This window comes from Citrobacter werkmanii, from assembly GCF_008693645.1.
Lineage (GTDB): Bacteria > Pseudomonadota > Gammaproteobacteria > Enterobacterales > Enterobacteriaceae > Citrobacter > Citrobacter werkmanii.
Map to the genome: position 1 here is coordinate 370,207 of NZ_CP044101.1, position 22,376 is coordinate 392,582.

The 22,376-nt window shown below is 51.4% G+C and carries 21 protein-coding genes; 11 read left to right on the forward strand and 10 right to left on the reverse strand.

Going from position 1 to position 22,376, the window contains the following annotated elements; translation table 11 throughout:
• Positions 1-4 precede the first annotated feature (4 nt).
• Positions 5-961 carry a sugar phosphate isomerase/epimerase family protein gene (locus tag FOB24_RS02480; protein ID WP_060683767.1) on the forward strand — a complete coding sequence of 319 codons (957 nt, stop codon included), beginning with the start codon at positions 5-7 and terminating at the stop codon, positions 959-961.
• 117 nt (positions 962-1,078) lie between these two features.
• The gene (locus tag FOB24_RS02485; protein WP_087856673.1) at positions 1,079-2,329 is read left to right on the forward strand and encodes an MFS transporter; all 1,251 of its coding nucleotides are present in this window, start codon (positions 1,079-1,081) and stop codon (positions 2,327-2,329) included.
• 40 nt (positions 2,330-2,369) lie between these two features.
• Here FOB24_RS02485 and cpxA read toward each other — a convergent pair whose 3' ends face one another.
• Positions 2,370-3,743 carry an envelope stress sensor histidine kinase CpxA gene (cpxA, locus tag FOB24_RS02490; RefSeq protein WP_042313425.1) on the reverse strand — a complete coding sequence of 458 codons (1,374 nt, stop codon included), beginning with the start codon at positions 3,741-3,743 and terminating at the stop codon, positions 2,370-2,372.
• The gene (gene cpxR, locus FOB24_RS02495) at positions 3,740-4,438 is read right to left on the reverse strand and encodes an envelope stress response regulator transcription factor CpxR (protein WP_038635960.1); all 699 of its coding nucleotides are present in this window, start codon (positions 4,436-4,438) and stop codon (positions 3,740-3,742) included. Before cpxR ends, cpxA begins: the two co-directional genes overlap by 4 nt.
• A gap of 150 nt (positions 4,439-4,588) precedes the next feature.
• Between cpxR and cpxP the strand changes: the two genes are divergently transcribed.
• A complete protein-coding gene (gene cpxP, locus FOB24_RS02500) occupies positions 4,589-5,089 on the forward strand; it encodes a cell-envelope stress modulator CpxP (protein ID WP_069324867.1) in 501 nt (166 codons plus the stop codon).
• A gap of 123 nt (positions 5,090-5,212) precedes the next feature.
• On the opposite strand, the gene FOB24_RS02505 is transcribed toward cpxP, so the two are convergent.
• A complete protein-coding gene (locus FOB24_RS02505) occupies positions 5,213-5,671 on the reverse strand; it encodes a DUF3757 domain-containing protein (protein WP_150344472.1) in 459 nt (152 codons plus the stop codon).
• 325 nt (positions 5,672-5,996) lie between these two features.
• On the opposite strand from FOB24_RS02505, the gene fieF reads away from it, so the two are divergent.
• The 6 genes from fieF to FOB24_RS02535 all read left to right on the forward strand — a co-directional run bounded on the left by fieF (position 5,997) and on the right by FOB24_RS02535 (position 13,060).
• On the forward strand, positions 5,997-6,899 hold the full coding sequence (fieF, locus tag FOB24_RS02510) for a CDF family cation-efflux transporter FieF (RefSeq protein WP_038635968.1): 903 nt from the start codon (positions 5,997-5,999) through the stop codon (positions 6,897-6,899).
• 185 nt (positions 6,900-7,084) lie between these two features.
• A complete protein-coding gene (pfkA, locus tag FOB24_RS02515; protein WP_006686196.1) occupies positions 7,085-8,047 on the forward strand; it encodes a 6-phosphofructokinase in 963 nt (320 codons plus the stop codon).
• Positions 8,048-8,252: 205 nt separating this feature from the next.
• Entirely contained in the window at positions 8,253-9,242 is a 990-nt protein-coding gene (sbp, locus tag FOB24_RS02520) for a sulfate/thiosulfate ABC transporter substrate-binding protein Sbp (RefSeq protein ID WP_085049739.1), read from the forward strand.
• Between the two features lie 104 nt (positions 9,243-9,346).
• On the forward strand, positions 9,347-10,096 hold the full coding sequence (locus tag FOB24_RS02525) for a CDP-diacylglycerol diphosphatase (RefSeq protein WP_038635973.1): 750 nt from the start codon (positions 9,347-9,349) through the stop codon (positions 10,094-10,096).
• Positions 10,097-10,169: 73 nt separating this feature from the next.
• Positions 10,170-11,474 carry an SLC13 family permease gene (locus tag FOB24_RS02530; RefSeq protein WP_150344473.1) on the forward strand — a complete coding sequence of 435 codons (1,305 nt, stop codon included), beginning with the start codon at positions 10,170-10,172 and terminating at the stop codon, positions 11,472-11,474.
• 113 nt (positions 11,475-11,587) lie between these two features.
• Entirely contained in the window at positions 11,588-13,060 is a 1,473-nt protein-coding gene (locus tag FOB24_RS02535; protein WP_038635979.1) for a DASS family sodium-coupled anion symporter, read from the forward strand.
• A gap of 40 nt (positions 13,061-13,100) precedes the next feature.
• Here FOB24_RS02535 and tpiA read toward each other — a convergent pair whose 3' ends face one another.
• Positions 13,101-13,868, reverse strand: a complete 768-nt coding sequence (gene tpiA, locus FOB24_RS02540; RefSeq protein ID WP_038635981.1) for a triose-phosphate isomerase — start codon at positions 13,866-13,868, stop codon at positions 13,101-13,103.
• A gap of 111 nt (positions 13,869-13,979) precedes the next feature.
• Positions 13,980-14,576: a YiiQ family protein gene (locus tag FOB24_RS02545; protein ID WP_150344474.1), complete on the reverse strand. Its 597-nt coding sequence runs from the start codon at positions 14,574-14,576 to the stop codon at positions 13,980-13,982.
• Between the two features lie 100 nt (positions 14,577-14,676).
• Here FOB24_RS02545 and FOB24_RS02550 point away from each other — a divergent pair, with 100 nt between their 5' ends.
• Positions 14,677-15,105 carry a DUF805 domain-containing protein gene (locus tag FOB24_RS02550; protein WP_038635986.1) on the forward strand — a complete coding sequence of 143 codons (429 nt, stop codon included), beginning with the start codon at positions 14,677-14,679 and terminating at the stop codon, positions 15,103-15,105.
• 70 nt (positions 15,106-15,175) lie between these two features.
• Here the strand turns inward: FOB24_RS02550 and fpr are convergent, their stop codons facing one another.
• The 4 genes from fpr to FOB24_RS02570 all read right to left on the reverse strand — a co-directional run bounded on the left by fpr (position 15,176) and on the right by FOB24_RS02570 (position 19,545).
• Complete coding sequence (gene fpr, locus FOB24_RS02555; protein ID WP_038635988.1) at positions 15,176-15,922, reverse strand: ferredoxin--NADP(+) reductase; 747 nt, start codon at positions 15,920-15,922, stop codon at positions 15,176-15,178.
• A 95-nt stretch (positions 15,923-16,017) separates the two neighbouring features.
• Positions 16,018-17,028 carry a class II fructose-bisphosphatase gene (glpX, locus tag FOB24_RS02560; RefSeq protein WP_038635990.1) on the reverse strand — a complete coding sequence of 337 codons (1,011 nt, stop codon included), beginning with the start codon at positions 17,026-17,028 and terminating at the stop codon, positions 16,018-16,020.
• A 140-nt stretch (positions 17,029-17,168) separates the two neighbouring features.
• A complete protein-coding gene (gene glpK, locus FOB24_RS02565; protein ID WP_085049741.1) occupies positions 17,169-18,677 on the reverse strand; it encodes a glycerol kinase GlpK in 1,509 nt (502 codons plus the stop codon).
• Positions 18,678-18,699: 22 nt separating this feature from the next.
• Positions 18,700-19,545, reverse strand: a complete 846-nt coding sequence (locus tag FOB24_RS02570; protein WP_038635996.1) for an MIP/aquaporin family protein — start codon at positions 19,543-19,545, stop codon at positions 18,700-18,702.
• 428 nt (positions 19,546-19,973) lie between these two features.
• On the opposite strand from FOB24_RS02570, the gene zapB reads away from it, so the two are divergent.
• Positions 19,974-20,219, forward strand: coding sequence for a septal ring assembly protein ZapB (gene zapB / locus FOB24_RS02575; RefSeq protein WP_019077914.1), 246 nt, complete (start codon positions 19,974-19,976; stop codon positions 20,217-20,219).
• Positions 20,220-20,425: 206 nt separating this feature from the next.
• Here zapB and FOB24_RS02580 read toward each other — a convergent pair whose 3' ends face one another.
• Positions 20,426-22,357, reverse strand: a complete 1,932-nt coding sequence (locus FOB24_RS02580; protein ID WP_137347083.1) for a sigma 54-interacting transcriptional regulator — start codon at positions 22,355-22,357, stop codon at positions 20,426-20,428.
• Positions 22,358-22,376: the final 19 nt, after the last annotated feature.

A 22,376-nucleotide genomic window follows, 5' to 3' on the forward strand; every position in this document is an offset into this window, starting at 1 on the left:
AACTATGGGAAAATATAACCAGGAACTTCTCGCTGAACGCGCGAGAAATATACCGCTGTACCTACATGCTTATGCCTTTCATCTGAATATGCGCTATGAGAGAGTCCTTCCTGGCGATCTTCTGGATATTGCATATCAGCAAAAATTAAAAGGTGTAAAAATACATGTTGAGGATGGTGAATCCCAGTCACTGCAGAAACTAAACGATCGACAGTTACACGATTTTAAAGAAAAGGCCAAAAAATATAATTTGGATGTGCATATCGAAACGAGCGCATCAGACAAGGCGACGTTGACTGATGCGATCCGTATTGCCGTGGCAACTGGCGCAACGTCAGTTCGTTTCTACCCGCGCTATGAAGGGCATCTCAACGATGTTATGGCGAAGATCGCCAATGATATTGCGTGGTTGTCTCAGTATGATGATTGCGGCCTAAGCTTTACCATCGAACAGCATGAAGATCTGCAAGGCCATGAGCTGGTGACGCTGGTTAAGAATAGTGGAATGAAGAATCTCTCTATTCTGTTTGATTTTGGCAACATGATTAATGCCAATGAGCAGCCGCTTTCTGCGTTAGAGGTTATGTCTCCTCTGATCACTCAGGTACATATCAAAGACGCTAAAATTATTAAAGAAGGTAAAGGCTGGGGGCATGAGGCTTGTCGTTCTGGATACGGCGACTTACCCATGGAAGAGATGCTCAAAGCATTATTACTCTTAGGTGAAGATAAACCGCAAGTACATGCATTTGGTCTGGAAGAAGAGGTTGAATATTATGCACCGGCATTTCGTTTCGATGATGAAGGTGATAATCCCTGGATCCCATGGCGCGATGCAAGTTATACGCCGCTACCTGACGCTGACATGATTGATGCGCGACTGGCGCAGGAAAAAGAACATGCTCTGGCTCAAATAAAATATATTCGTGACTTGTGTAATAAATTTATAGGTAATCAATAACTTTTTAAAATTTTACTAAATGCGCAAAGGGTTATGAAAATAACTCTACAATTTTATTAATTATATAATTTAATCTGGATATTTCTCTCAACAAGCAATGAGGGTTTACTCATGTTCATGAATAAGTGGGCAAGGCTTTGTTTTTTGATTTTAGGCGGTGGCACAATATTCAAACTTTCAAGTATGAAAGATGTTTTCTATGTGCCAATGCAAAATGACTGGGGTTTAACCAATACGCAGATTGGCTTAAGCTTTACGGTTTATACGATTGTTCAGACAACCGGACTGTTTCTTTCGCTCTATATTGCAGACCGTTATTCTAAGAAAATATTATTACCCTTTGGTCTGATCGGCGTAGGGCTTTGCGGTTTATATCTGGCAACGCTACCGTCATTTACCGGTTATCTCATTTGCTTTGCCGCAATGGCGTTCTTTGCCGATGTGGTGTATTGGCCGGTATTGCTGAAAGCCGTACGTCTGCTGGGTACGAAAGAAGAACAAGGCCGCATGTTTGGCTTTTTAGAAGCCGGACGCGGCGTGGTGGATGTCATCGTCGCTTCTGGCGCCCTGTTTGTTTTTGTTCAGTTTGGTGAAGGCAAAGCGGGCATGCAGGCGGGTCTGTTGTTTTATACGGTCATTACGCTTGCGGCAGGTATTGTGACGTACTTTATTGTCGATGACGACAAAGTGAAAGGCGGCGAGAATACCAGTGCCAATATGGAAGTGTTAAAGGGTATTAAACATGTTTTGTCCTGCCCTAACGTCTGGTTGGCTTCTTTAGGGATTTTCTTCGTTTACGCCGCATATTGTGGGCTGACTTACTTTATCCCCTTCTTAAAAGACATCTACATGTTGCCGGTAGCACTGGTCGGCGCGTACGGCATCATCAACCAGTATGCGTTAAAAATGGTAGGAGGGCCGATTGGTGGACTGCTGGCGGATAAGGTTGCTAAATCGCCGACGGTGTACCTGAAATGGACCTTTCTGATCTCTGCCGTTGCGATGCTTGTTTTCATGCAGTTGCCGCATCAAACAATGAACGTGTATATCGGTATGGCCGCAACATTAGGATTCGGGGCGATTATCTTCTCACAGCGTGCGATTTTCTTCGCGCCAATGGATGAGATTGGTACGCCACGTGAGTATGCCGGTTCGGCAATGGCGTTTGGTTGCATCATCGGTTATATGCCAGCCATGTTTGCGTACACGTTATACGGCTATTTGCTGGACACCAATAGCGGCATCACGGGCTACAACTATGTCTTTAGCGTGATGATTGCGTTCAGCTTAATGGGCTTTATCTGTTCGACAATCCTGGTGAAGCGGATTAAAAAGCAAAAGCTAGCGGCTGCGACCGCAACTGCATAATGTGAGTGCTTCCCCGGCAATACGTGACCGGGGAAGTCTGTTAAGCGCGTTTGTACAGCGGTAACCAAATCACCAGCCGTAAACCACCCAGCGGGCTGTCTTCGGCCTTCACCCAGCCACGATGCTGCTGGATTGCGGTTTCCACAATCGCCAGACCCAGCCCCGTTCCGCCAGACTCGCGATCGCGCGCCTCATCGGTACGATAGAACGGACGGAAAATCTGCTCCCGGTCTTCAGGGCTAACACCCGGACCATCGTCGTCCACGGTGATGGTGATCCCGTCTTTATCCACCGCGAAGCCCACTTCAATCTGCGTGTGTGAATAGCGCAGGGCGTTGCGCACAATGTTTTCCAGTGCGCTTTCCAGCGCATTTGGGTTACCGTACAGCGGCCACGGACCCGGCGGGAAATTCACCGTGAGCGATTTACCCATTTGCTCGGCTTCAAAGGCGGCGTTATCCAGCACTTCGCCCCATAGCTGATTGGCTTTCACCGTTTCACTGACCAGCGCGTTTTTCTGCTGATTACGTGACATCACCAGCAGGTCGTTGATCATGCTGTCCAGCCGATGCGCTTCTGTTTCAATGCGCTCCAGCTCCTTGCTCTCGCCACTACGACGACGCAGCAGGGCAGTGCCCAGTTGCAGACGCGTCAACGGCGTTCTCAACTCATGAGAGATGTCCGACAGCAGGCGTTGCTGCGTGGTCATCATCCGCTCCAGCGCCGTCACCATCTGGTTAAAGCTGGCGCCCGCCGCCAGAAACTCCTGCGGACCGGCTTCCAGTTCCGGATGCTGGCGCAGGTTGCCCTGGGCCACTTCATCTGCCGCGTTTTTCAACTTACGCGCCGGTTTCGCCAGACTCCAGGCAAGCCAGAGCAATAACGGAGAGCTGACTAACATGGTGACGATCAGCAACAACAGCGGTCGGTCGAACAGCAGGTTGATAAAGTCAGATTGCGAGCTGCTGGCAGGTCGAATGAGATACAGCTGGTAGTTATCTTCACCGTCTCTGACGGAAAAAGGCCCGACCATCTCAACGCGACCGTATTTTTTCTTTTGCGGATGGTCGGCGTTATCGGCCTGACCAATAAAGTTACGAATGATCTGCATTTCGTTGCGTTCTGCGCCGATCACGCGTCCTTCCGTGGTAACAAGTAATAACCGCTGTCCTGGCGGCGCCCACTTGTCTATCGCCCGAAACAAGCGACGCCACCACATCAAATCGTTGGGTGGATCGTTCGCCAGTTCAGCTTCAACGTGTTGCTCAATCATCAACCCCTGGCGCTGCTCGCTGTCCAGTAGCTCGGTCATCTGACGTGAGTCGAGCTTGGGTAGCATCAGTACCAACATCAACACCAGTGCCAGCGTCAACCAGAAGATAGCAAAGATGCGTGCGGTTAAACTCCCTATCATGAAGCGGAGACCATCAGGTAGCCGCGACCACGCAGCGTTTTAAACCACGGATGCCCATCTTTACGCTCTGGCAGCTTACGACGCAGGTTCGAGATATGCATGTCGATCGCGCGATCGAAAGGCGTCAGGCGTTTGCCCAGCACTTCCTGGCTTAGATGTTCACGCGAAACCACCTGGCCGAGATGCTGCGCCAGCAAATAGAGCAGGGTGAATTCGGTGCCGGTTAGCTCCAGAGTTTGCCCGTCGAAGCTGGCTTCCTGGCGACCAGGGTTGAGGCTTAACGCATCCACTTCCAGAGTCGGCGAACCGTTGTCGCTGCTCTGCTGCTGTTCGCTCCAGTGCGAGCGACGCAGAATAGCGCGGATGCGCGCGACCAGTTCGCGGTCGTTAAACGGTTTCGGTAAATAGTCGTCCGCGCCCAGTTCAAGGCCGAGAACGCGATCCAATTCACTGCCGCGAGCGGTCAGCATGATTACGGGGGTCTGGTGTGTCTGGCGAAGCGCTTTCAGTGTATCGATGCCGTTTTTCTTCGGCATCATGACGTCGAGCAAAAGTAAATCGATGCTGTCATCCAGAAGCTCGAGCGCCTGTTCCCCATCATGGGCAACCAGCACATCGAAACCTTCCATTTCGAGCAACTCCTTTAACAGGGAAGTCAGCTCTCGGTCATCATCAACTAACAGGATTTTATTCATTGTTTACGTACCTCCGAGGCAGAAATTACGTCATCAGGCGTCGCTAATCTATGACTTTACGTTGTTTTACACCCCCTGACGCATGTTTGCAGCCCGAATCGTAAACTGTCTCTCGTTGAATCGCGACAGAAAAGATTTTGGGAGCAAGTGATGGGCAAAGTTACCGCTGCCGTCATGGCCTCAACGCTGGCATTCAGTACCTTAAGCCATGCAGCTGAAGTCGTCACAGGCGATCACTGGCACCTGGGTGAAGGCTCCGCGCAACGCAGCGTACAGAGCCACATGTTTGACGGTATCAGTTTAACCGAACATCAACGTCAACAGATGCGAGATTTAATGCAGCAGGCAAGACACGAACAGCCTCCTGTTAATGTTAGCGAAATGGAGACAATGCATCGCCTTGTCACCGCAGAGAAATTTGACGAAAGCGCTGTGCGCGCTCAGGCAGAAAGAATGGCGCAAGAACAGGTTGCCCGCCAGGTTGAAATAGCCAGGATTCGCAACCAGATGTATCGCCTGTTAACGCCCGAGCAGCAAGCGGTTTTAAATGAGAAACATGAACAACGAATGGAGCAACTGCGCGACGTCGCGCACTGGCAAAAAAGCTCATCGTTGAATTTATTGAGTAGTAGCAACTCACGTTCCCAGTAGTAACCCTGTTTTCCTTGCCATAGACACCATCCCTGTCTTCCCCCACATGATGTGGGGGTTTTTTTTGCCCAAAAAACGGTCTCTGATGGGGTGTGCTTGGGTGGCAGGCGAAGGGAGAAGGGATCAGTTATAGACTGTCTGCAGTGGTTCGAATCCGCAGGCGTCTGCTGACTTGTCGCAATCATAAAAACGTTCGGTTTTCGCGGCCGATTCAGGATACCAGTTATCGTTTCCTTCAATCGACACAATCAGATTGCTGAGTATATTCTCTTTCCCTTTACGGCTATACGTCAGGTCAATTTCCTGGCCGTTTGCCAGTTCGTAAGTGCAGTTGACTAATACGCCTTCAGCCAGTTTATTTTTTGCAAAATAAAGTGCAGTGACGAAGCGTTTAATCTCCTTCTGTTGGTGTACTTGAGAATTCCAGCTCCCTTCCCATCCGGATAAGGTAACGGGAGAGGTATAAATATGGTTTTCATAAGTGATGTTTTCTGGCGCTGGGCATTGCATGCTTTCCGTCGCGGCTGCCGCAGAGCCTGAAAGCAGGGCGAGCGTAAGCGCAGTACATATACTATGTTTCATTATTTTTTCCTTTATATTCGCTTGGCTTATCTATTACTGAGTGAATAAGTGACCTGCAAGGAAAATATAATGAAAAAAGAGTGGTAAAGGCAATATTAATTATGAGTAATTCAGAGGTTGTGCCGATTTTTATTATTATTTAGGTCGTTTGATTTTTAATTGATGCTAAATGATATATATATAAAATGTTTTCTATTATTCACTTTGTTGATAATTGTTTACTCAGGCTGGTGCTAAACGGTTATATCTCATTTTCTACACTTCGCTGTCGTCAGACGATCATCGCTATGAGTTATACTACGCCAAGATGATGGCAGGAGTGTTTATGAATCAAACCTATGGGCGGCTGGTTAGCCGGGCGGCAATCGCGGCGACCGTGATGGCATCGCTGTTACTTTTGATCAAAATTTTTGCGTGGTGGTACACCGGATCGGTCAGTATTCTGGCTGCACTGGTGGATTCTTTGGTGGATATCGCGGCGTCGTTAACCAACCTGTTGGTGGTGCGCTATTCTTTGCAGCCGGCCGATGATGAACATACCTTCGGACATGGTAAAGCGGAATCGCTGGCGGCGCTGGCGCAAAGCATGTTTATTTCCGGTTCGGCGCTGTTTTTATTCCTGACCGGGATTCAGCATCTTATCCAACCCACGCCGATGAAAGATCCCGGTGTCGGGGTGATTGTCACCATCATTGCGTTAGTGTGCACAATCATACTGGTCTCGTTTCAGCGCTGGGTGGTAAAGCGTACGCAAAGTCAGGCAGTTCGGGCGGATATGCTTCATTATCAGTCTGATGTTATGATGAACGGTGCGATTCTCATTGCGCTTGGGCTGGCATGGTACGGCTGGCATCGCGCAGATGCCTTGTTTGCGCTCGGGATTGGCATCTATATTTTATATAGCGCATTACGCATGGGGTATGAGGCGGTACAGTCATTGCTGGATCGCGCTTTACCCGATGAAGAACGTCAGGAAATTATTGATATCGTGACGTCATGGCCGGGAGTCAGCGGCGCTCACGATCTTCGTACGCGGCAGTCAGGGCCGACCCGCTTTATTCAGATTCATTTGGAAATGGAAGATAATCTGCCGCTCGTTCAGGCGCATGTAGTGGCTGAGCAGGTCGAGCAGGCAATTTTGCGACGTTTCCCGGGATCGGATGTCATCATTCATCAGGATCCCTGTTCGGTCGTACCCAAGGAAGGCAAGATGTTTGAGCTTTCATAATTCGTTGTAAAAAAAGTGAACCAGGCCAGCATTTTGTGTATAAATTACCACCATTTGGCCTGACCTGAATCAATTCAGCAGGAAGTGATTGTTATACTATCTGCATATTCGTTGGATCGTTTCGATATGCGGAATCGACTTCCGGCAGCAGATTTCATTTTGCATTCCAAAGTTCAGAGGTAGTCATGATTAAGAAAATCGGTGTGTTGACAAGCGGCGGTGATGCGCCGGGCATGAACGCAGCAATCCGTGGTGTTGTGCGTGCAGCGTTGACGGAAGGGCTGGAAGTCATGGGGATCCATGATGGCTACCTGGGTTTGTATGAAGACCGTATGGTCCAGCTTGACCGCTATAGCGTGTCCGACATGATCAACCGTGGCGGTACCTTCCTCGGTTCTGCCCGCTTCCCGGAATTCCGCGACGAAAACGTGCGTGCGGTGGCTATCGAAAACCTGAAGAAGCGTGGCATCGACGCCCTGGTTGTTATCGGCGGTGACGGTTCTTACATGGGTGCGAAACGCCTGACTGAAATGGGCTTCCCGTGCATCGGTCTGCCGGGCACTATCGACAACGATATCAAGGGTACCGACTACACCATCGGTTATTTCACCGCGCTGGGTACTGTCGTCGAAGCGATTGACCGTCTGCGTGATACCTCTTCTTCTCACCAGCGTATCTCTATCGTTGAAGTGATGGGCCGCTACTGTGGCGATCTGACCCTGGCGGCAGCGATTGCCGGCGGTTGTGAGTTCGTAGTGGTTCCGGAAGTAGAATTCAGCCGTGACGATCTGGTTGCTGAAATCAAAGCCGGTATCGCGAAAGGTAAAAAGCACGCGATTGTAGCGATCACTGAGCACATGTGCGACGTTGACGAACTGGCGCATTACATCGAGAAAGAAACGGGCCGTGAAACGCGTTCAACCGTACTGGGTCACATCCAGCGTGGTGGTTCTCCGGTTCCTTATGACCGTATTCTGGCGTCCCGTATGGGCGCGTATGCCATTGAATTGCTGCTCGAAGGTCACGGTGGCCGTTGCGTAGGTATTCAGAACGAAAAACTGGTTCACCATGACATCATCGACGCTATCGAAAACATGAAGCGTCCGTTCAAAGGTGACTGGCTGGACTGCGCGAAAAAACTGTACTGATTGTTTTTTAGCGCGCCTGATGGCGCTACGTTTATCCGGCCTTCAGGTTGCTGAGACTTGCAGGCCGGATTAGGCGCTAGCCGCCATCCGGCAATCCCTCAGATTTATTCCTCGAAGTTATAGCAAATCTTTTTTTATTCTTTAATGTTTGGATCGCTTTCTGGCACGCTTTGCTCATCACAACACCACATAAGAGAGCTGGGCGATGAACAAATGGGGCGTAGGGTTAACATTATTGCTGGCATCGACCAGCGTTCTGGCAAAGGACATTCAGTTACTTAACGTATCGTACGATCCAACGCGTGAACTGTACGAGCAGTACAACAAAGCTTTTAGCGCGCACTGGAAGCAGGAAACTGGCGACAACGTCGTGATCCGCCAATCGCACGGCGGTTCGGGTAAACAGGCGACTTCCGTCATTAATGGTATTGAAGCCGATGTCGTGACGCTGGCGCTGGCTTACGATGTGGACGCTATTGCTGAACGTGGTCGTATCGATAAAAACTGGATCAAGCGTCTGCCGGATAACTCAGCACCTTACACCTCCACCATCGTTTTCCTGGTCCGCAAAGGCAATCCAAAACAAATTCATGACTGGAACGATCTTGTCAAACCGGGTGTGTCCGTCATTACGCCAAACCCGAAAAGCTCAGGCGGCGCACGCTGGAACTATCTGGCGGCATGGGGCTACGCCCTGCATCACAACAATAACGATCAGGCCAAAGCCCAGGACTTTGTCAAAGCCCTGTTTAAAAACGTTGAAGTGCTGGACTCTGGTGCGCGTGGCTCAACCAATACCTTCGTTGAACGCGGTATCGGTGATGTGCTGATTGCCTGGGAAAACGAAGCGCTACTGGCGACGAACGAACTGGGTAAAGATAAATTCGAGATAGTGACCCCGAGCGAATCGATTCTCGCGGAGCCGACCGTTTCCGTGGTCGACAAAGTGGTGGAAAAGAAAGACACCAAAGCGGTAGCGGAAGCCTACCTGAAGTATCTCTACTCGCCGGAAGGTCAGGAGATAGCAGCGAAAAACTTCTACCGTCCGCGTGATGCTGAAGTGGCGAAGAAATACGAAAATGTCTTTCCGAAGCTGAAGCTGTTCACCATTGACGAAGAGTTTGGCGGCTGGACGAAAGCACAGAAAGAGCACTTTTCTAACGGCGGTACGTTCGACCAGATCAGCAAGCGTTAAATAAATCTGTGAGTTACCAACCCGGTGGCATAACGCGACCGGGTTTTTTATTTGTCATGGTTTTGCGTTACTCTTGCCCCTCAATAGGATACAGGGAACGCGTAATGAAAAAAGCAGGTTATCTTTTACTGGCGGTGATTGTGGTGGCTGCCGCTGCTGGCATTGGTTACTGGAAATTCACCGGCAACCCGGACGCGTTACGCCAGATTGTTCTCCAGCAATGCTTGCCGCACCAGTTGCAGCAGCAGGATCCCGCACCGTGCGTGGAAGTGAAACCAGACGCCGGATATGTGGTGTTCAAAGATCGTAACGGTCCGCTGCAATATCTCTTGATGCCTGGTTACCGTATCAATGGTACGGAAAGCCCGTTGCTGTTGGAATCAGGCACGCCGAACTTTTTCTGGCTGGCCTGGCAGGCGCGTAGCTTTATGAGCCAAAAATACGGTCAGGAGATCCCTGACAAAGCGGTATCGCTGACCATTAACTCGCGTAGCGGTCGTACGCAAAATCACCTACACATTCATATCTCCTGCCTGCGGACCGATGTCAGAAAACAGCTGGATGACAACATGGCGAAAATCAGCACCCGCTGGTTGCCTTTGCCGGGTGGATTACGTGGGCATGAATATCTGGCGCGTCGCGTCACGGAGAATGAACTAGCGCAACGCAGCCCGTTTATTATGCTGGCGGAAGAAGTACCGGATGCGCGAGAACATATGGGCAGCTATGCGCTGGCGATGGTGCGCCAGAGCGATGAGTCCTTTGTCCTGCTGGCGACTCAGCGTAACTTGCTGTCGCTGAATCTCGCCTCTGCTGAGGAAATTCAGGATCATCAATGTGATATTCTGCGCTAACCCTACCTAATCTGGCGTTTACTCCGTATGCCTGTCCCCGTATTCTTGTTGAAAAAAACAACAGGAGACAGGCATGTCGCTCTGGCTTTCGCACCCTCTGTTTATCCCTTCTCTGGTGGTTGGCATCACCATTCTTCTCTGGGCGACGTCGCTGCTGCCGGAATTTATAACGGCGCTGCTGTTCTTTGCCGTGGCGATGGTGGCCAAAATCGCGCCACCGGATGTGATTTTTGGCGGCTTTGCGTCGTCGGCGTTCTGGCTGGTCTTCAGTGGATTCGTGCTGGGTATCGCGATTCGTAAAACGGGATTGGCGGACAGGGCGGCGAGGGCGCTGTCATCGCGATTGACCGACTCCTGGCCGTTAATGGTAGCGAGTGTGGTACTGCTAAGTTATGCGCTGGCGTTTGTAATGCCGTCCAACATGGGGCGCATTGCGCTACTGATGCCGATTGTTGCCGCGATGGCGAAACGGGCGGGAATTAACGACGGCACGCGAGCCTGGTATGGTCTGGCGCTGGCCGTCGGGTTTGGGACGTTCCAGCTTTCCGCGACGATTTTACCCGCTAACGTGCCGAATCTGGTGATGAGCGGCGCAGCGGAAGGTTCTTACGGTATCCACCTGAATTATCTGCCTTATTTACTACTGCATACGCCGGTTCTGGGCTGGCTCAAAGGCGCGATACTCATCGTACTTATCTGCTGGCTGTTTCCTGGTAAGCCCCATGCGCCGCGAGATTTGACGCCGCCTGAGCCGATGAGCCGGGATGAAAAACGTCTGGCATGGATGTTAGCGGTGGTGTTGTTTTTGTGGGTAAGCGAAAGCTGGCACGGCATTGGTCCAGCGTGGACCGGACTGGCGGCGGCGGTTATCACGCTGCTACCTCGGGTTGGCTTTATTAATGGCGAGGAGTTTTCCAGTGGGGTCAATATCCGTACCTGTATCTACGTGGCTGGTATTCTGGGGCTGGCGATCACCGTCACGCAGACCGGTATTGGCAGTGCGGTGGGCGAGGCGCTGTTACAGGTGATGCCGCTGGACGCGGAAAAACCGTTCACCAGCTTCCTCGCGCTGACCGGCATTACCACCGCACTCAATTTTATTATGACGGCAAACGGTGTTCCGGCGCTGTATACCACGCTGGCGCAAAGCTTTGCCGATGCCACAGGATTCCCGCTGCTGTCGGTGATTATGATTCAGGTTCTGGGGTATTCCACACCGCTGCTGCCGTATCAGGCTTCACCCATTGTTGTGGCGATGGCGCTTGGGAAAGTGCCTGCGAGGGCGGGGATGCTGCTGTGTATAGCGCTGGCGGCGGCAACGTATCTGTTGCTTCTGCCGTTGGATTACCTCTGGTTCAGTATACTGGGTAAATTATAACTGTATCTAAATGTTAATTTTTTGTTTTGTGAGATGATGAATTGTTTTATTTGGGCTGATGGCGGTTAATACCGGGGCGCAGATTTGCGCACTGGAAACTCAAGGATTGATTCATGGACAGTTTGACCCCTATCCGCTGTTGGCCTGCCATCATTTCGCTCGCGATCACGCTGACCATCTGGTTTGTTATCCCGTGTCCGCCTGACGTCACTCCGCAAGCGTGGCATCTGCTGGCGTTGTTCATTGGTACGATCGCAGCGATTATCGGTAAAGCCATGCCCATTGGCGCCATTGCGGTTGTGGCGATTATGCTGGTGGCGATGACCGGCGTCACTAACCCCGGTAAACCCTCGGCCGCGCTGAACGATGCCTTGAGCGGCTTCTCTAATCAACTGATTTGGCTGATTGGTTTATCCATCATGCTGTCGCAAAGCCTGTTAAAGACCGGGTTGGGCGCGCGTATTGGCTACGGGTTTATTGCGCTGTTTGGTAAAAGAACGCTGGGTATTGCGTGGGCATTAACCCTTGCGGAAACCCTGATTGCGCCGGTTACGCCAAGCAACACGGCGCGTGGCGGCGGTATTATTCACCCGGTAATGCGGGCGATTGCGGAAAGCCTCGGATCGCAGCCGGGCAACAACGAGAATGGCTCAACGGGCCGCTATCTGGCGCTGGTGAATTACAACATTAACCCCATCAGCTCGGCAATGTTCATCACCGCGACCGCGCCTAACCCCTTAATCGTTAGCTTTTTAACGAAGGGAACCGATGGTGTGCTGAATATGACCTGGGGAATGTGGGCTATCGCCGCGCTGCTTCCCGCGGTGGTCTCACTGGTCGTTATGCCGATTGTTATCTGGTGGCTCTACCCGCCAGCCATCACACGCACGCCAAATGCGCCTCAGTTCGCACGACAAAAACTGGATGCGCTAGGTCCGCTTTCACTGGCAGAGAAAATTACCCTGGCCGTCTTCATTTTGCTGCTCTGCCTGTGGGCGGGAGTGCCCGCGATGTTGATGGGCAGTGGCTGGAGTGTAAACCCTACCAGCGCCGCGTTAATTGGTTTGTCGATTCTGTTGATGGCGGGCGTATTAAGTTGGGATGACATTCTTAAGTGCCGTGGCGCGTGGGATACCATAGTCTGGTTCGCGGCGCTGGTAATGATGGCGGATTTTCTCAGCAAGTTGGGGCTGGTGGGGTGGCTGGCAACCAGCGTGGGTAGCGCAATCGACCATCTTGGTGTGCACTGGAGCATCGCGACGCTATTGCTGATCCTGCTTTACGTCTACTCGCACTACTTTTTCGCCAGTACAACCGCGCATATTACGGCGATGTTCGCTGCATTCTTCGCCGCAGGATTAGGTCTGGGCGCGCCGCCGGCGCTACTTGGGTTGATGCTCGGCTTCTCCTCCTCACTAATGATGTCGCTCACGCACTATGGCACGGGTACTGCGCCTATCATCTTTGGTTCAGGCTATGTCACGCTGGCGGAGTGGTGGAAAACGGGGCTGGTAATGAGTGTGGTCAACCTGACCATTTGGGGGATAACCGGCGCCTTCTGGTGGCACTGGCTGGGATACTGGTAAACCTGATGCGACGGGAGGAGTGCTCCTCCCGCCATACAACTTAAGCCTGTTTAGCGGCTTCTGCTGCTTTAACGATGACTGCGAAGGCGTCTGCTTTCAGAGAAGCACCGCCAACCAGCGCGCCGTCGATGTCCGGCTGAGCGAACAGTTCTGCCGCGTTGCCCGCGTTTACGGAACCGCCGTACTGGATGATAACCTGTTCAGCGATTTTCGCGTCAGCTTTAGCAATGTGGTCACGGATGAATTTGTGAACAGCCTGAGCCTGAGCCGGAGTTGCAGATTTACCGGTACCGATAGCCCATACTGGTTCGTAAGCGATAACTACGCCTTCGAATGCCGCAGCGCCCTGAGTTTTCAGAACGGCGTCGATCTGACGTGCGCAGACTTCTTCAGTTTTGCCTGCTTCGTTTTCTGCTTCGGTTTCACCGATGCACAGAACTGGAGTCAGACCCTGCTCTTTCAGCACAGCAAATTTCTTCGCGATCAGTTCGTCAGACTCTTTGTGGTAAGTACGGCGCTCAGAGTGACCGATAATGATGTACTGCGCGCCGATATCTTTCAGCATTTCAGCGCTTGTTTCACCGGTGAATGCGCCAGACAGGTTCAGGTCAACGTTCTGCGCGCCCAGGATGATGTGGCTACCGGCAGCGGCGTGTTTCGCCAGGTCGATATACATTTCCGGCGGAGCAATCGCTACAGCACAGCCAGCAACGCCAGCCAGTTCTTTACGCAGATTAGCAACCAGTTCGTTTACCATATGGCGGCTGCCGTTCAGTTTCCAGTTACCCATCACTAAAGGATGTCGCATTTCATTTCTCCACGCTTGTCAGCGAATTAAGGAATATGGCCGCCCGTCAGGGCAGCATGGTCTGTGAAACAGTATAGAGATTCGTCTGCGGAAAGGCTTTGCTTTTTGTCATCAATTCGCCTTCTCAAGACTTTCTGATAGTGTCAGCTTAATCGGTTCAACAGCGAAGGTCAGCCCCTTTTCACCGTTATCTGCTATGACATAGCGAATAGCGCCTTCTGTTTCGGCGTAATAGTGCTTACCTTTACCGGCGGCGAGCAATTTTTGCAGCTTTTTCTGACTTTGTTCTTTTGTCAGCAGCGGCGCGACGGTGTGAATGACGGCGGTCATGTATTCCAGCGCTTTCGCTTTCGCCGCCTTTTGTTCAGGCCCCTGAATCGGTAGCCAGGTGATCTGCATACTTTTGATTTTCAATGTACCGCGTTCAAGCGCGGATGACGCATACAGATTTTCGTTGATTTTGCTGGCGGCGCGGGTGAGATTCGCCCGGTCGCGGCTGCTGTCGATGGCACGGAATTCATTGAGGATAAGCTTTGGATTCTGTGTATTAAAGTTTTCACGAAACTGGCTAATCGATAGATCAAAAGTCGGCGCGCCCGCCAGCAAATAGGGGGCCGTGATTGCCGTCGATGGCTCTTCCGCCTGCGCCATAGCGCTTACGGTTAAGGCTGAAAACAGTAATAAAAACAGTGTAAATCCTTGCTTCATCAATTGTACCTTTCATTCTCACTGCTCACGATTAAAACGGTAACCGTCCGGCTTGTCAAAAGGGTAAACTGTCCTGGAAGGTAATAATAAAGGAACCTACATGACCATACAGCAGTGGTTATTCTCATTTAAAGGGCGTATTGGACGCCGTGATTTCTGGATTTGGATAGGTCTGTGGATCGTCAGTATGCTGGCGTTGTTCTCCCTGGCAAGTAAGCAATTACTCGATATTCAAACCGCAGCATTTTGTCTGGTGTGTCTGTTATGGCCGACGGCGGCGGTGACGGTAAAGCGTCTGCATGACCGAGGGCGTTCAGGAGCGTGGGCGTTGCTGATGATTCTGGCGTGGATGCTGCTGGCCGGAAACTGGGCGATGTTACCTGGCGTCTGGCAATGGGCGGTAGGCCGTTTTCTTCCGACGCTGATTTTGGTCGGCATGCTTATCGATCTGGGCGCGTTTGTCGGCACCCAGGACGAAAATAAATACGGTAAAGATACGCAGGACGTAAAGTACAGAGCTGACTCGTAGGCCGGATAAGACGCGTTAGCGTCGCCATCCGGCAAAATGCCCGGGACGCTTACCGGGCAGTAAAACGTTCTTACCAGTAGTGTTCAGCGGTCATATGGCCTGGTCGACGGCGCAGGTGTTTGGTCATCTGCCGGGTCTCTTTCAACAGTTGCTGCGTGTCGCGCACCATTTGTGGATTTCCACACAGCATTACGTGGCTGGTTTCTTTATCCATTGGCAGACCTACCGCTTTTTCCAGCTCACCGCTTTCAATCAGCGCCGGCACTCGCCCGGTCAACGAATTTGCCGCAGTTTCACGGCTAACAACGGTCTGGATACGCAATTTACCTTCGTAGCGCTTTTCCAGCGCCTGCATCAACGGCAGATAGCTCAAATCGGCGGCATAGCGCGCGGCGTGGACCAGCACCAGATTTTTAAAGCGATCCAGATCTTTGCCTAACTGCAGAATCGACAAATACGGGCCGATAGCCGTGCCGGTCGCCAGCATCCATAGCGTGTCGCAATCGGGGACCTCATCCAGCACGAAGAAGCCAGCGGCTTCACTGACCACCTGAACGTCATCGCCAGGCTTCAGCGCGGCCAAACGAGGGCTGAGTTTGCCGTCGGGAACCGTCACCAGATAAAACTCTAAATCGGGATTGTCGGGCGCATTCACGTAGGAATAGGCGCGCTGGACACGCTCGCCGTCGATTTCCAGGCCAAGCTTGGTAAACTGGCCAGCAGTAAAAGGAAGAACCGGAGCTCGCACGGTCAAACTAAATAAGGCATCGGTCCAGTTCTGCACCTTTGTGACTTTGCCTGTTACCCAATCTGCCATGGTTTTCTCCTGTCTGCTTTGATTGCCTTATCTTCGTTCGTTGGACGAAAGATTTCCAGCCCGGATGGGCTGGAAGGCTCTATTGATCAAATCAATTACAGGATGTGCGCCTGCACATCGGGATCTTTGCGATCGAGATAGTGAATCGACTGAATGCGGCGGATTGTGCGCGATTTGCCGCGGATCAGCAGCGTTTCGGTGGTCGCGATATTGCCTTTGCGGCTAATGCCTTCCAGCAGATCGCCTTTGGTGATGCCGGTGGCAGAGAAAATGACGTTGTCGCTGCGCGCCATTTCGTCCAGACGCAGCGCTTTGCCCGCTTCAATGCCCATCGCGGTACAGCGGGCCAGTTCCTGTTCGCCAATGCGGCGGTTTTCTTCGCTGTCGCCTTTGACGTCATGACGCGCCAGGAGACGGCCCTGCATATCGCCATCCAGCGCGCGGATAACGGCGGCGGAGACCACACCTTCCGGTGCGCCGCCAATGCCGTACAGCACGTCAACTTCGCTGTCAGGCATGCAGGTCAGAATTGAAGCCGCAACGTCGCCGTCGGGAATAGCGAATACGCGCACGCCCAGTTTCGTCATCTCTGCAATAACGTCATCATGGCGAGGTTTTGCCAGGATAGTGACGGTCAGGTCACTCAGGGGTTTGTTCAGCGCGGCGGCAATGTTACGCAGGTTGGCTTCCAGCGACAGATTCAGGTCAATGGACCCTTTTGCGCCTGGGCCGACAATCAGCTTTTCCATATACATGTCCGGCGCGTTCAGGAAGCAGCCTTTATCGCCCACGGCCAGTACCGCCAGCGCATTTGCCTGGCCCATTGCCGTCATACGCGTGCCTTCGATAGGATCGACGGCGATGTCTACCGCATCGCCAAGACCCGTACCGACTTTCTCACCGATAAACAGCATCGGCGCTTCATCGATTTCACCTTCGCCAATCACGATGGTGCCGTCGATGTTGACCTGGTTGAGCATAATACGCATGGCGTTCACCGCCGCGCCGTCAGCGGTATTTTTATCGCCGCGGCCCAGCCATTTATAGCCAGCCAGCGCGGCCGCTTCGGTTACGCGTGAAAATTCAATGGCAAGTTCTCGTCTCATTGCAAACTCGTAGCTGAAAGGAATGGCGCGAAGTGTAGCACAGGGGAGGGGGCGAGATTATTGATGTGTGTGCGGGGTTGTCCCCGCACGAAGATATTGCCGGATAAGACACCTTAGCGTCGCCATCCGGCAATGACGTATTACTCGTCGTGATCTTCCCACGCCATGGCGCGTTTGACTGCTTTTTTCCAGCCGCTGTAACGGAAGTTACGTTCGGTGGTTTCGATGCCAGGACGGAATTCACGCTCGATGACCGCTTTTTCCTGCAGCTCATCCAGGTTTTGCCAGAAGCCGACCGCCAGACCGGCCAGGTACGCCGCACCCAGCGCAGTGACTTCGCGGACTTCCGGGCGCTCAACGCGTGTGCCGAGAATGTCCGACTGGAACTGCATCAGGAAGTTGTTGGCGACCGCACCGCCATCGACGCGCAGGGCGTGCAAGCGAATGCCGGAGTCAGCCTGCATCGCTTCCAGTACGTCACGGGTCTGGTAAGCGATAGACTCAAGCGTTGCGCGAATGATGTGGTTGGAGTTTACGCCACGGGTCAGACCGAAGATGGCGCCACGCGCATACGGGTCCCAGTACGGTGCGCCCAGACCGGTGAATGCCGGAACGACGTACACGCCGTTGGTGTCTTTCACTTTAGTCGCGAAATACTCAGAGTCGAATGCATCGCTGATGAGTTTCATTTCATCACGCAGCCACTGGATAGAGGCACCCGCCATAAACACCGCGCCTTCCAGGGCGTAGTTCACTTCCCCGGTCGGTCCGCAGGCGATGGTGGTCAGCAGCCCGTTTTCGGACTTAACGGCTTTCTCGCCAGTGTTCATCAGCATGAAGCAGCCGGTACCGTAAGTGTTTTTCGCCATCCCTTCTTTCACGCACAGCTGGCCGAACAGCGCCGCCTGCTGGTCACCGGCGATACCGGAGATAGGAATACGAATGCCGCCTTTACCACCGATGTTGGTTTGGCCGTACACTTCAGAAGAACGACGCACTTCCGGCAGCATGGCGCGCGGAATATCCAGCGCATCCAGCATCTTGTCGTCCCAGTCCAGGGAGTGAATGTTGAACAGCATGGTACGTGAGGCGTTGGTGTAATCGGTGACGTGTACACGCCCCTGCGTCATTTTCCAGATAAGCCAGGTATCTACGGTACCAAACAGCAGTTCACCGCGACGGGCGCGCTCACGCGAACCTTCTACGTGGTCGAGGATCCACTTCACTTTGGTACCGGAGAAGTACGGGTCAATCACCAGGCCGGTGTTATTGCGGATGTACTCTTCCATACCGTCGCGCTTGAGCTTCTCGCAGATATCCGCGGTACGACGACACTGCCATACAATGGCGTTATAGATTGGTTTACCGGTCTCACGTTCCCAGACGATGGTGGTTTCACGCTGGTTGGTAATACCGATCGCGGCAATTTCATCGGAACTGATATCGGCTTTCGCCAGCACTTCAACCAGCGTGGAGCTTTGGGTTGCCCAAATTTCCATTGGGTCGTGTTCTACCCAACCTGCTTTCGGGTAGATTTGCTCGAATTCGCGCTGTGAAACGGCAACGATATTCGCATCGTGGTCCATTACGACCGCGCGGGAGCTGGTGGTGCCCTGGTCGAGCGCAACGATATATTTTTTTTCAGTCATAATTTTTTGTCCCGTAGTCACATTACTGCGAAGCTTTTTGTTGAGTGTTGGCCGCAACGTCTTTCTCTTCAATCGCGCAGACATCGCACGGTAAATGACGACCAATCAGTTTGCGATAGGCCCATGCGCCCAAAATTGCGCCGGTAATCGGGCCAAACACCGGCACCAGGAAGTAAGGGATATCACGACCACCCGTGAAGGCAATCTCACCCCATCCGGCCAGTCCGGCGAACAGTTTCGGTCCGAAGTCACGTGCCGGGTTCATCGCAAAACCTGTTAGCGGACCCATGGAAGCACCAATAACGGCAATCAGTAAGCCGATCAGCAGTGGCGCCAGCGGACCACGAGGTACACCGTTACCATCGTCGGTCAGGGCCAGAATCAGCCCCATTAGAATAGCGGTAATGACCATTTCAACCGCGAAGGCCTGCACAAAATTGATATGCGGGTTCGGATAGGTGGAGAAAGTACCTGCCAGACCCAGGCTCTCGGTACTGCCGCGCACGATATGGTTGGTTTGTTCGAAATCGAGGAAAAGATTGTAATAAAGCCCGTAAACCAATGCCGCTGCGCAAAAGGCGCCGGCAATTTGCGAAATAATAAAAGGGACGACTTTGCGTTTATCAAAACAGGCAAACAGCCAGAGTGCGATGGTGACCGCTGGATTCAGGTGTGCGCCAGAAACGCCTGCGGTCAGATAGATAGCCATCGCTACCCCCAGACCCCAGATGATGCTGATTTCCCACTGACCAAAAGTAGCCCCGGCCACTTTGAGTGCAGCGACACAGCCCACACCGAAGAAAATCAACAACCCGGTACCGAGGAATTCAGCAATGCACTGGCCTTTTAAGGTTGATGTTTGACTCATAATCGGATCCTGAAGAGAGTTTAATGTTTATTGTGTGCGAGAAGGTCACTGACATCCCCGGAGCCGGTAGGCACACTGTTAATTTATCGTTAACGCTCAAAAACGAGAAATATCGAAATTAAAATGTGTGTACTGCATCAACAAAATGAGCGTTTTCGCGCCATTGCGCGGTATTTGTTATACAAAAATAGTGTGAGCTGAATCATTTCACCGATCAATCTCTTAACACTTAAGCGTTATGACAGTCATGTCACCAGGAGAAAGACTAAAAGTGTTGCAAACCGCAATCTGCGCGGGATGCCGCTGGACAGGGATGACGCGGCTTCATACAATCGGTGTTAAGTAGAGTGCGCTCGTTTTTATTAAGGCGTCGCCGGTTATCGGGACGAGGATTTTTATCCATCAACGCCTTGCAATTCAGGAGAGGTATGACGATGTCATTAGAAGTGTTTGAGAAACTGGAAGCAAAAGTACAGCAGGCGATTGATACCATCACGCTGTTGCAGATGGAAATCGAAGAGCTGAAAGAAAAGAACAACTCACTGTCGCAGGAAGTTCAGTCTGCACAGCAGCAGCGTGAAGAACTGGAGCGTGAGAACAACAATCTGAAAGAACAGCAGAACGGCTGGCAGGATCGTCTGCATGCTCTGCTGGGTCGTATGGAAGAAGTCTAATCCTCGTCATATTTCACGTTATGGCGGCGTTGGCTGCGTGCGTTCACCCCAGTCACATAGTGGCCTATGCTCCTGGGGATTCACTTACTTGCCGCCTTGCCCTGACGCGAAATCTATAGAGGATTTAGTTTGTAGGCCGGATAAGGTGTAAGCCGACATCCGGCAATACTTATCTTTGATAACGGCCTTGCTTGCGGGCTTTCCCATCAATCACCAAGCCAACGGGTGAACGAGCTACGGTCAATATCCAGTTGCTTCGCTGCACGGCTTTTGTTGTTTTGCTGTCGTAGTAGCACCCCTTTGAGAATACGGCTACGGATCCGTTTATACGGCCCTTCGAGCAACTGGCAGTCCGGGCAGTGATGGCGAGGTTGTTGGGGGGAAGACGCTTTATCGGCTTGTAAATCCTCAATCAGTAACGTGGCGGCAGAAAGAGACACCACGCCGGATGAAAACGATAACGCCAGGCGCTCCATAATATTATTCAACTGACGTACGTTACCCGGCCATAAATATTTTTTCAGCTCACTCCATAAACTTTCGCTCAATGCAATGGGAGGCAACTGATAGGACTTTCTCAGCGCATCTAAAGTTGTTTGCCCAATAAGTTGGATATCGTCCGGGCGTTCACGTAACGGTAATGTGGTGACCTTGAGCACATTCAAGCGATAAAAAAGGTCTTCTCTAAAATCACCGGCTGCAATCATTGCCGGTAAGTTTCGGTTTGTGGCCGCAATAACGCGGACGTTAACCGGAATCATGTGATCTGCGCCCAGGCGCATCAGTTGGCGCTCTTGCAGAATGCGTAAGAGTTTTGCTTGTAAGAACTTATCCAGTTCGCTGATTTCATCAAGGAAGATGGTGCCGTTATGCGCCAGTTCAAACATCCCGGCGCGGCCTTTTTTAGAGGCACCGGAAAACGCGCCATCGACATATCCAAAGAGTTCGCTTTCCATAATTGAAGCGGGGATTGCGCCGCAGTTAACTGCAACAAATGGCCCATTGCGATGTGAACTGGCGTTATGAATGCTCTGCGCCAGAACCTCTTTGCCGGTACCATTTTCACCGAGTAGCAGTATTGTTGCTTCGGTTTCCGCATATATCCTGGCTAACCTTAAGCGATCCTGCATTTCACGGTTGCAGGTAATAAAATCTTCGAAGTGATACCTGGCGTGAAATCCTAACTTTTTCGCTTCTTTGATTCTTATCTTCTGCTCAGCATTCTGTAAGTTAGATGATGTCTGGAGGGTGATCACCACGCGGTTGAGATTTTCGTTTTCTACAATGGGGAACTGGTTAACCACAAATTCGCCATAGGGTGTGTTGATTAACTCATTTTCTATCGGGATATTATTTTGCAGATCTTCCCAGTTTAGCGTTAAGGAAGGTATTTTTTTACTGATTAAATCATGTTTACTGAGTTGTAAAAGCTCGACGGCTTTATGATTACAGTGAATGACCTTACCGCAATTATCAATGAGAAGAATGAATTTATTGGTGTGGTCAAGTAACAGGTTTAGCTGGTTTTGCTCAATGCGCTCATTAGCGAGCGCCTGATACAGCTGAATTGCCTCATGTAATGCCAGTTCTATGGACTCGACACCTGAATGGAAAGGGATGAAATGTTCCATGCTGTGTGTGCCAAAATAAAGCGGGCAAATGGCATCGCCAATAATAAGATCTATCTGGTTATTTTGTGTGTAATTGACAAAGTCATTTCTGACATTCTCAATGCAAGGGTTGGCCATTTCGTCAATGATAAACTCAGTGAGTTGCAGATTAAGCATCCTGGCTATTTTCATACAACCGTCGATAACGCTGCGAAACCCAATAACCCCAATATTTTTATTGAGCCCAAGATATGGCCTGAGGGCATCGATAATATCATAAGCGGATGTTTTTATTTCAATGACAGGCTGCGGTATTTTTTGTTTAAGCATCCATGCCATGCCACCGCGACTAATCACAAGATCAGGGGAGTTCGTGCGCAATATCGGGATCACGGAATCAACATCGTCAAGGGTGGCATTTAATATCGTTATATTTGCGATGTGCTTATATCGGATAGACAGGCGTTCAGCTTCGAGAGAGAGCGCTTGTAAAGGAGAAACGATGTAAATATTAGGTAATTTTAACATGTTGAATCCAGCATGATCA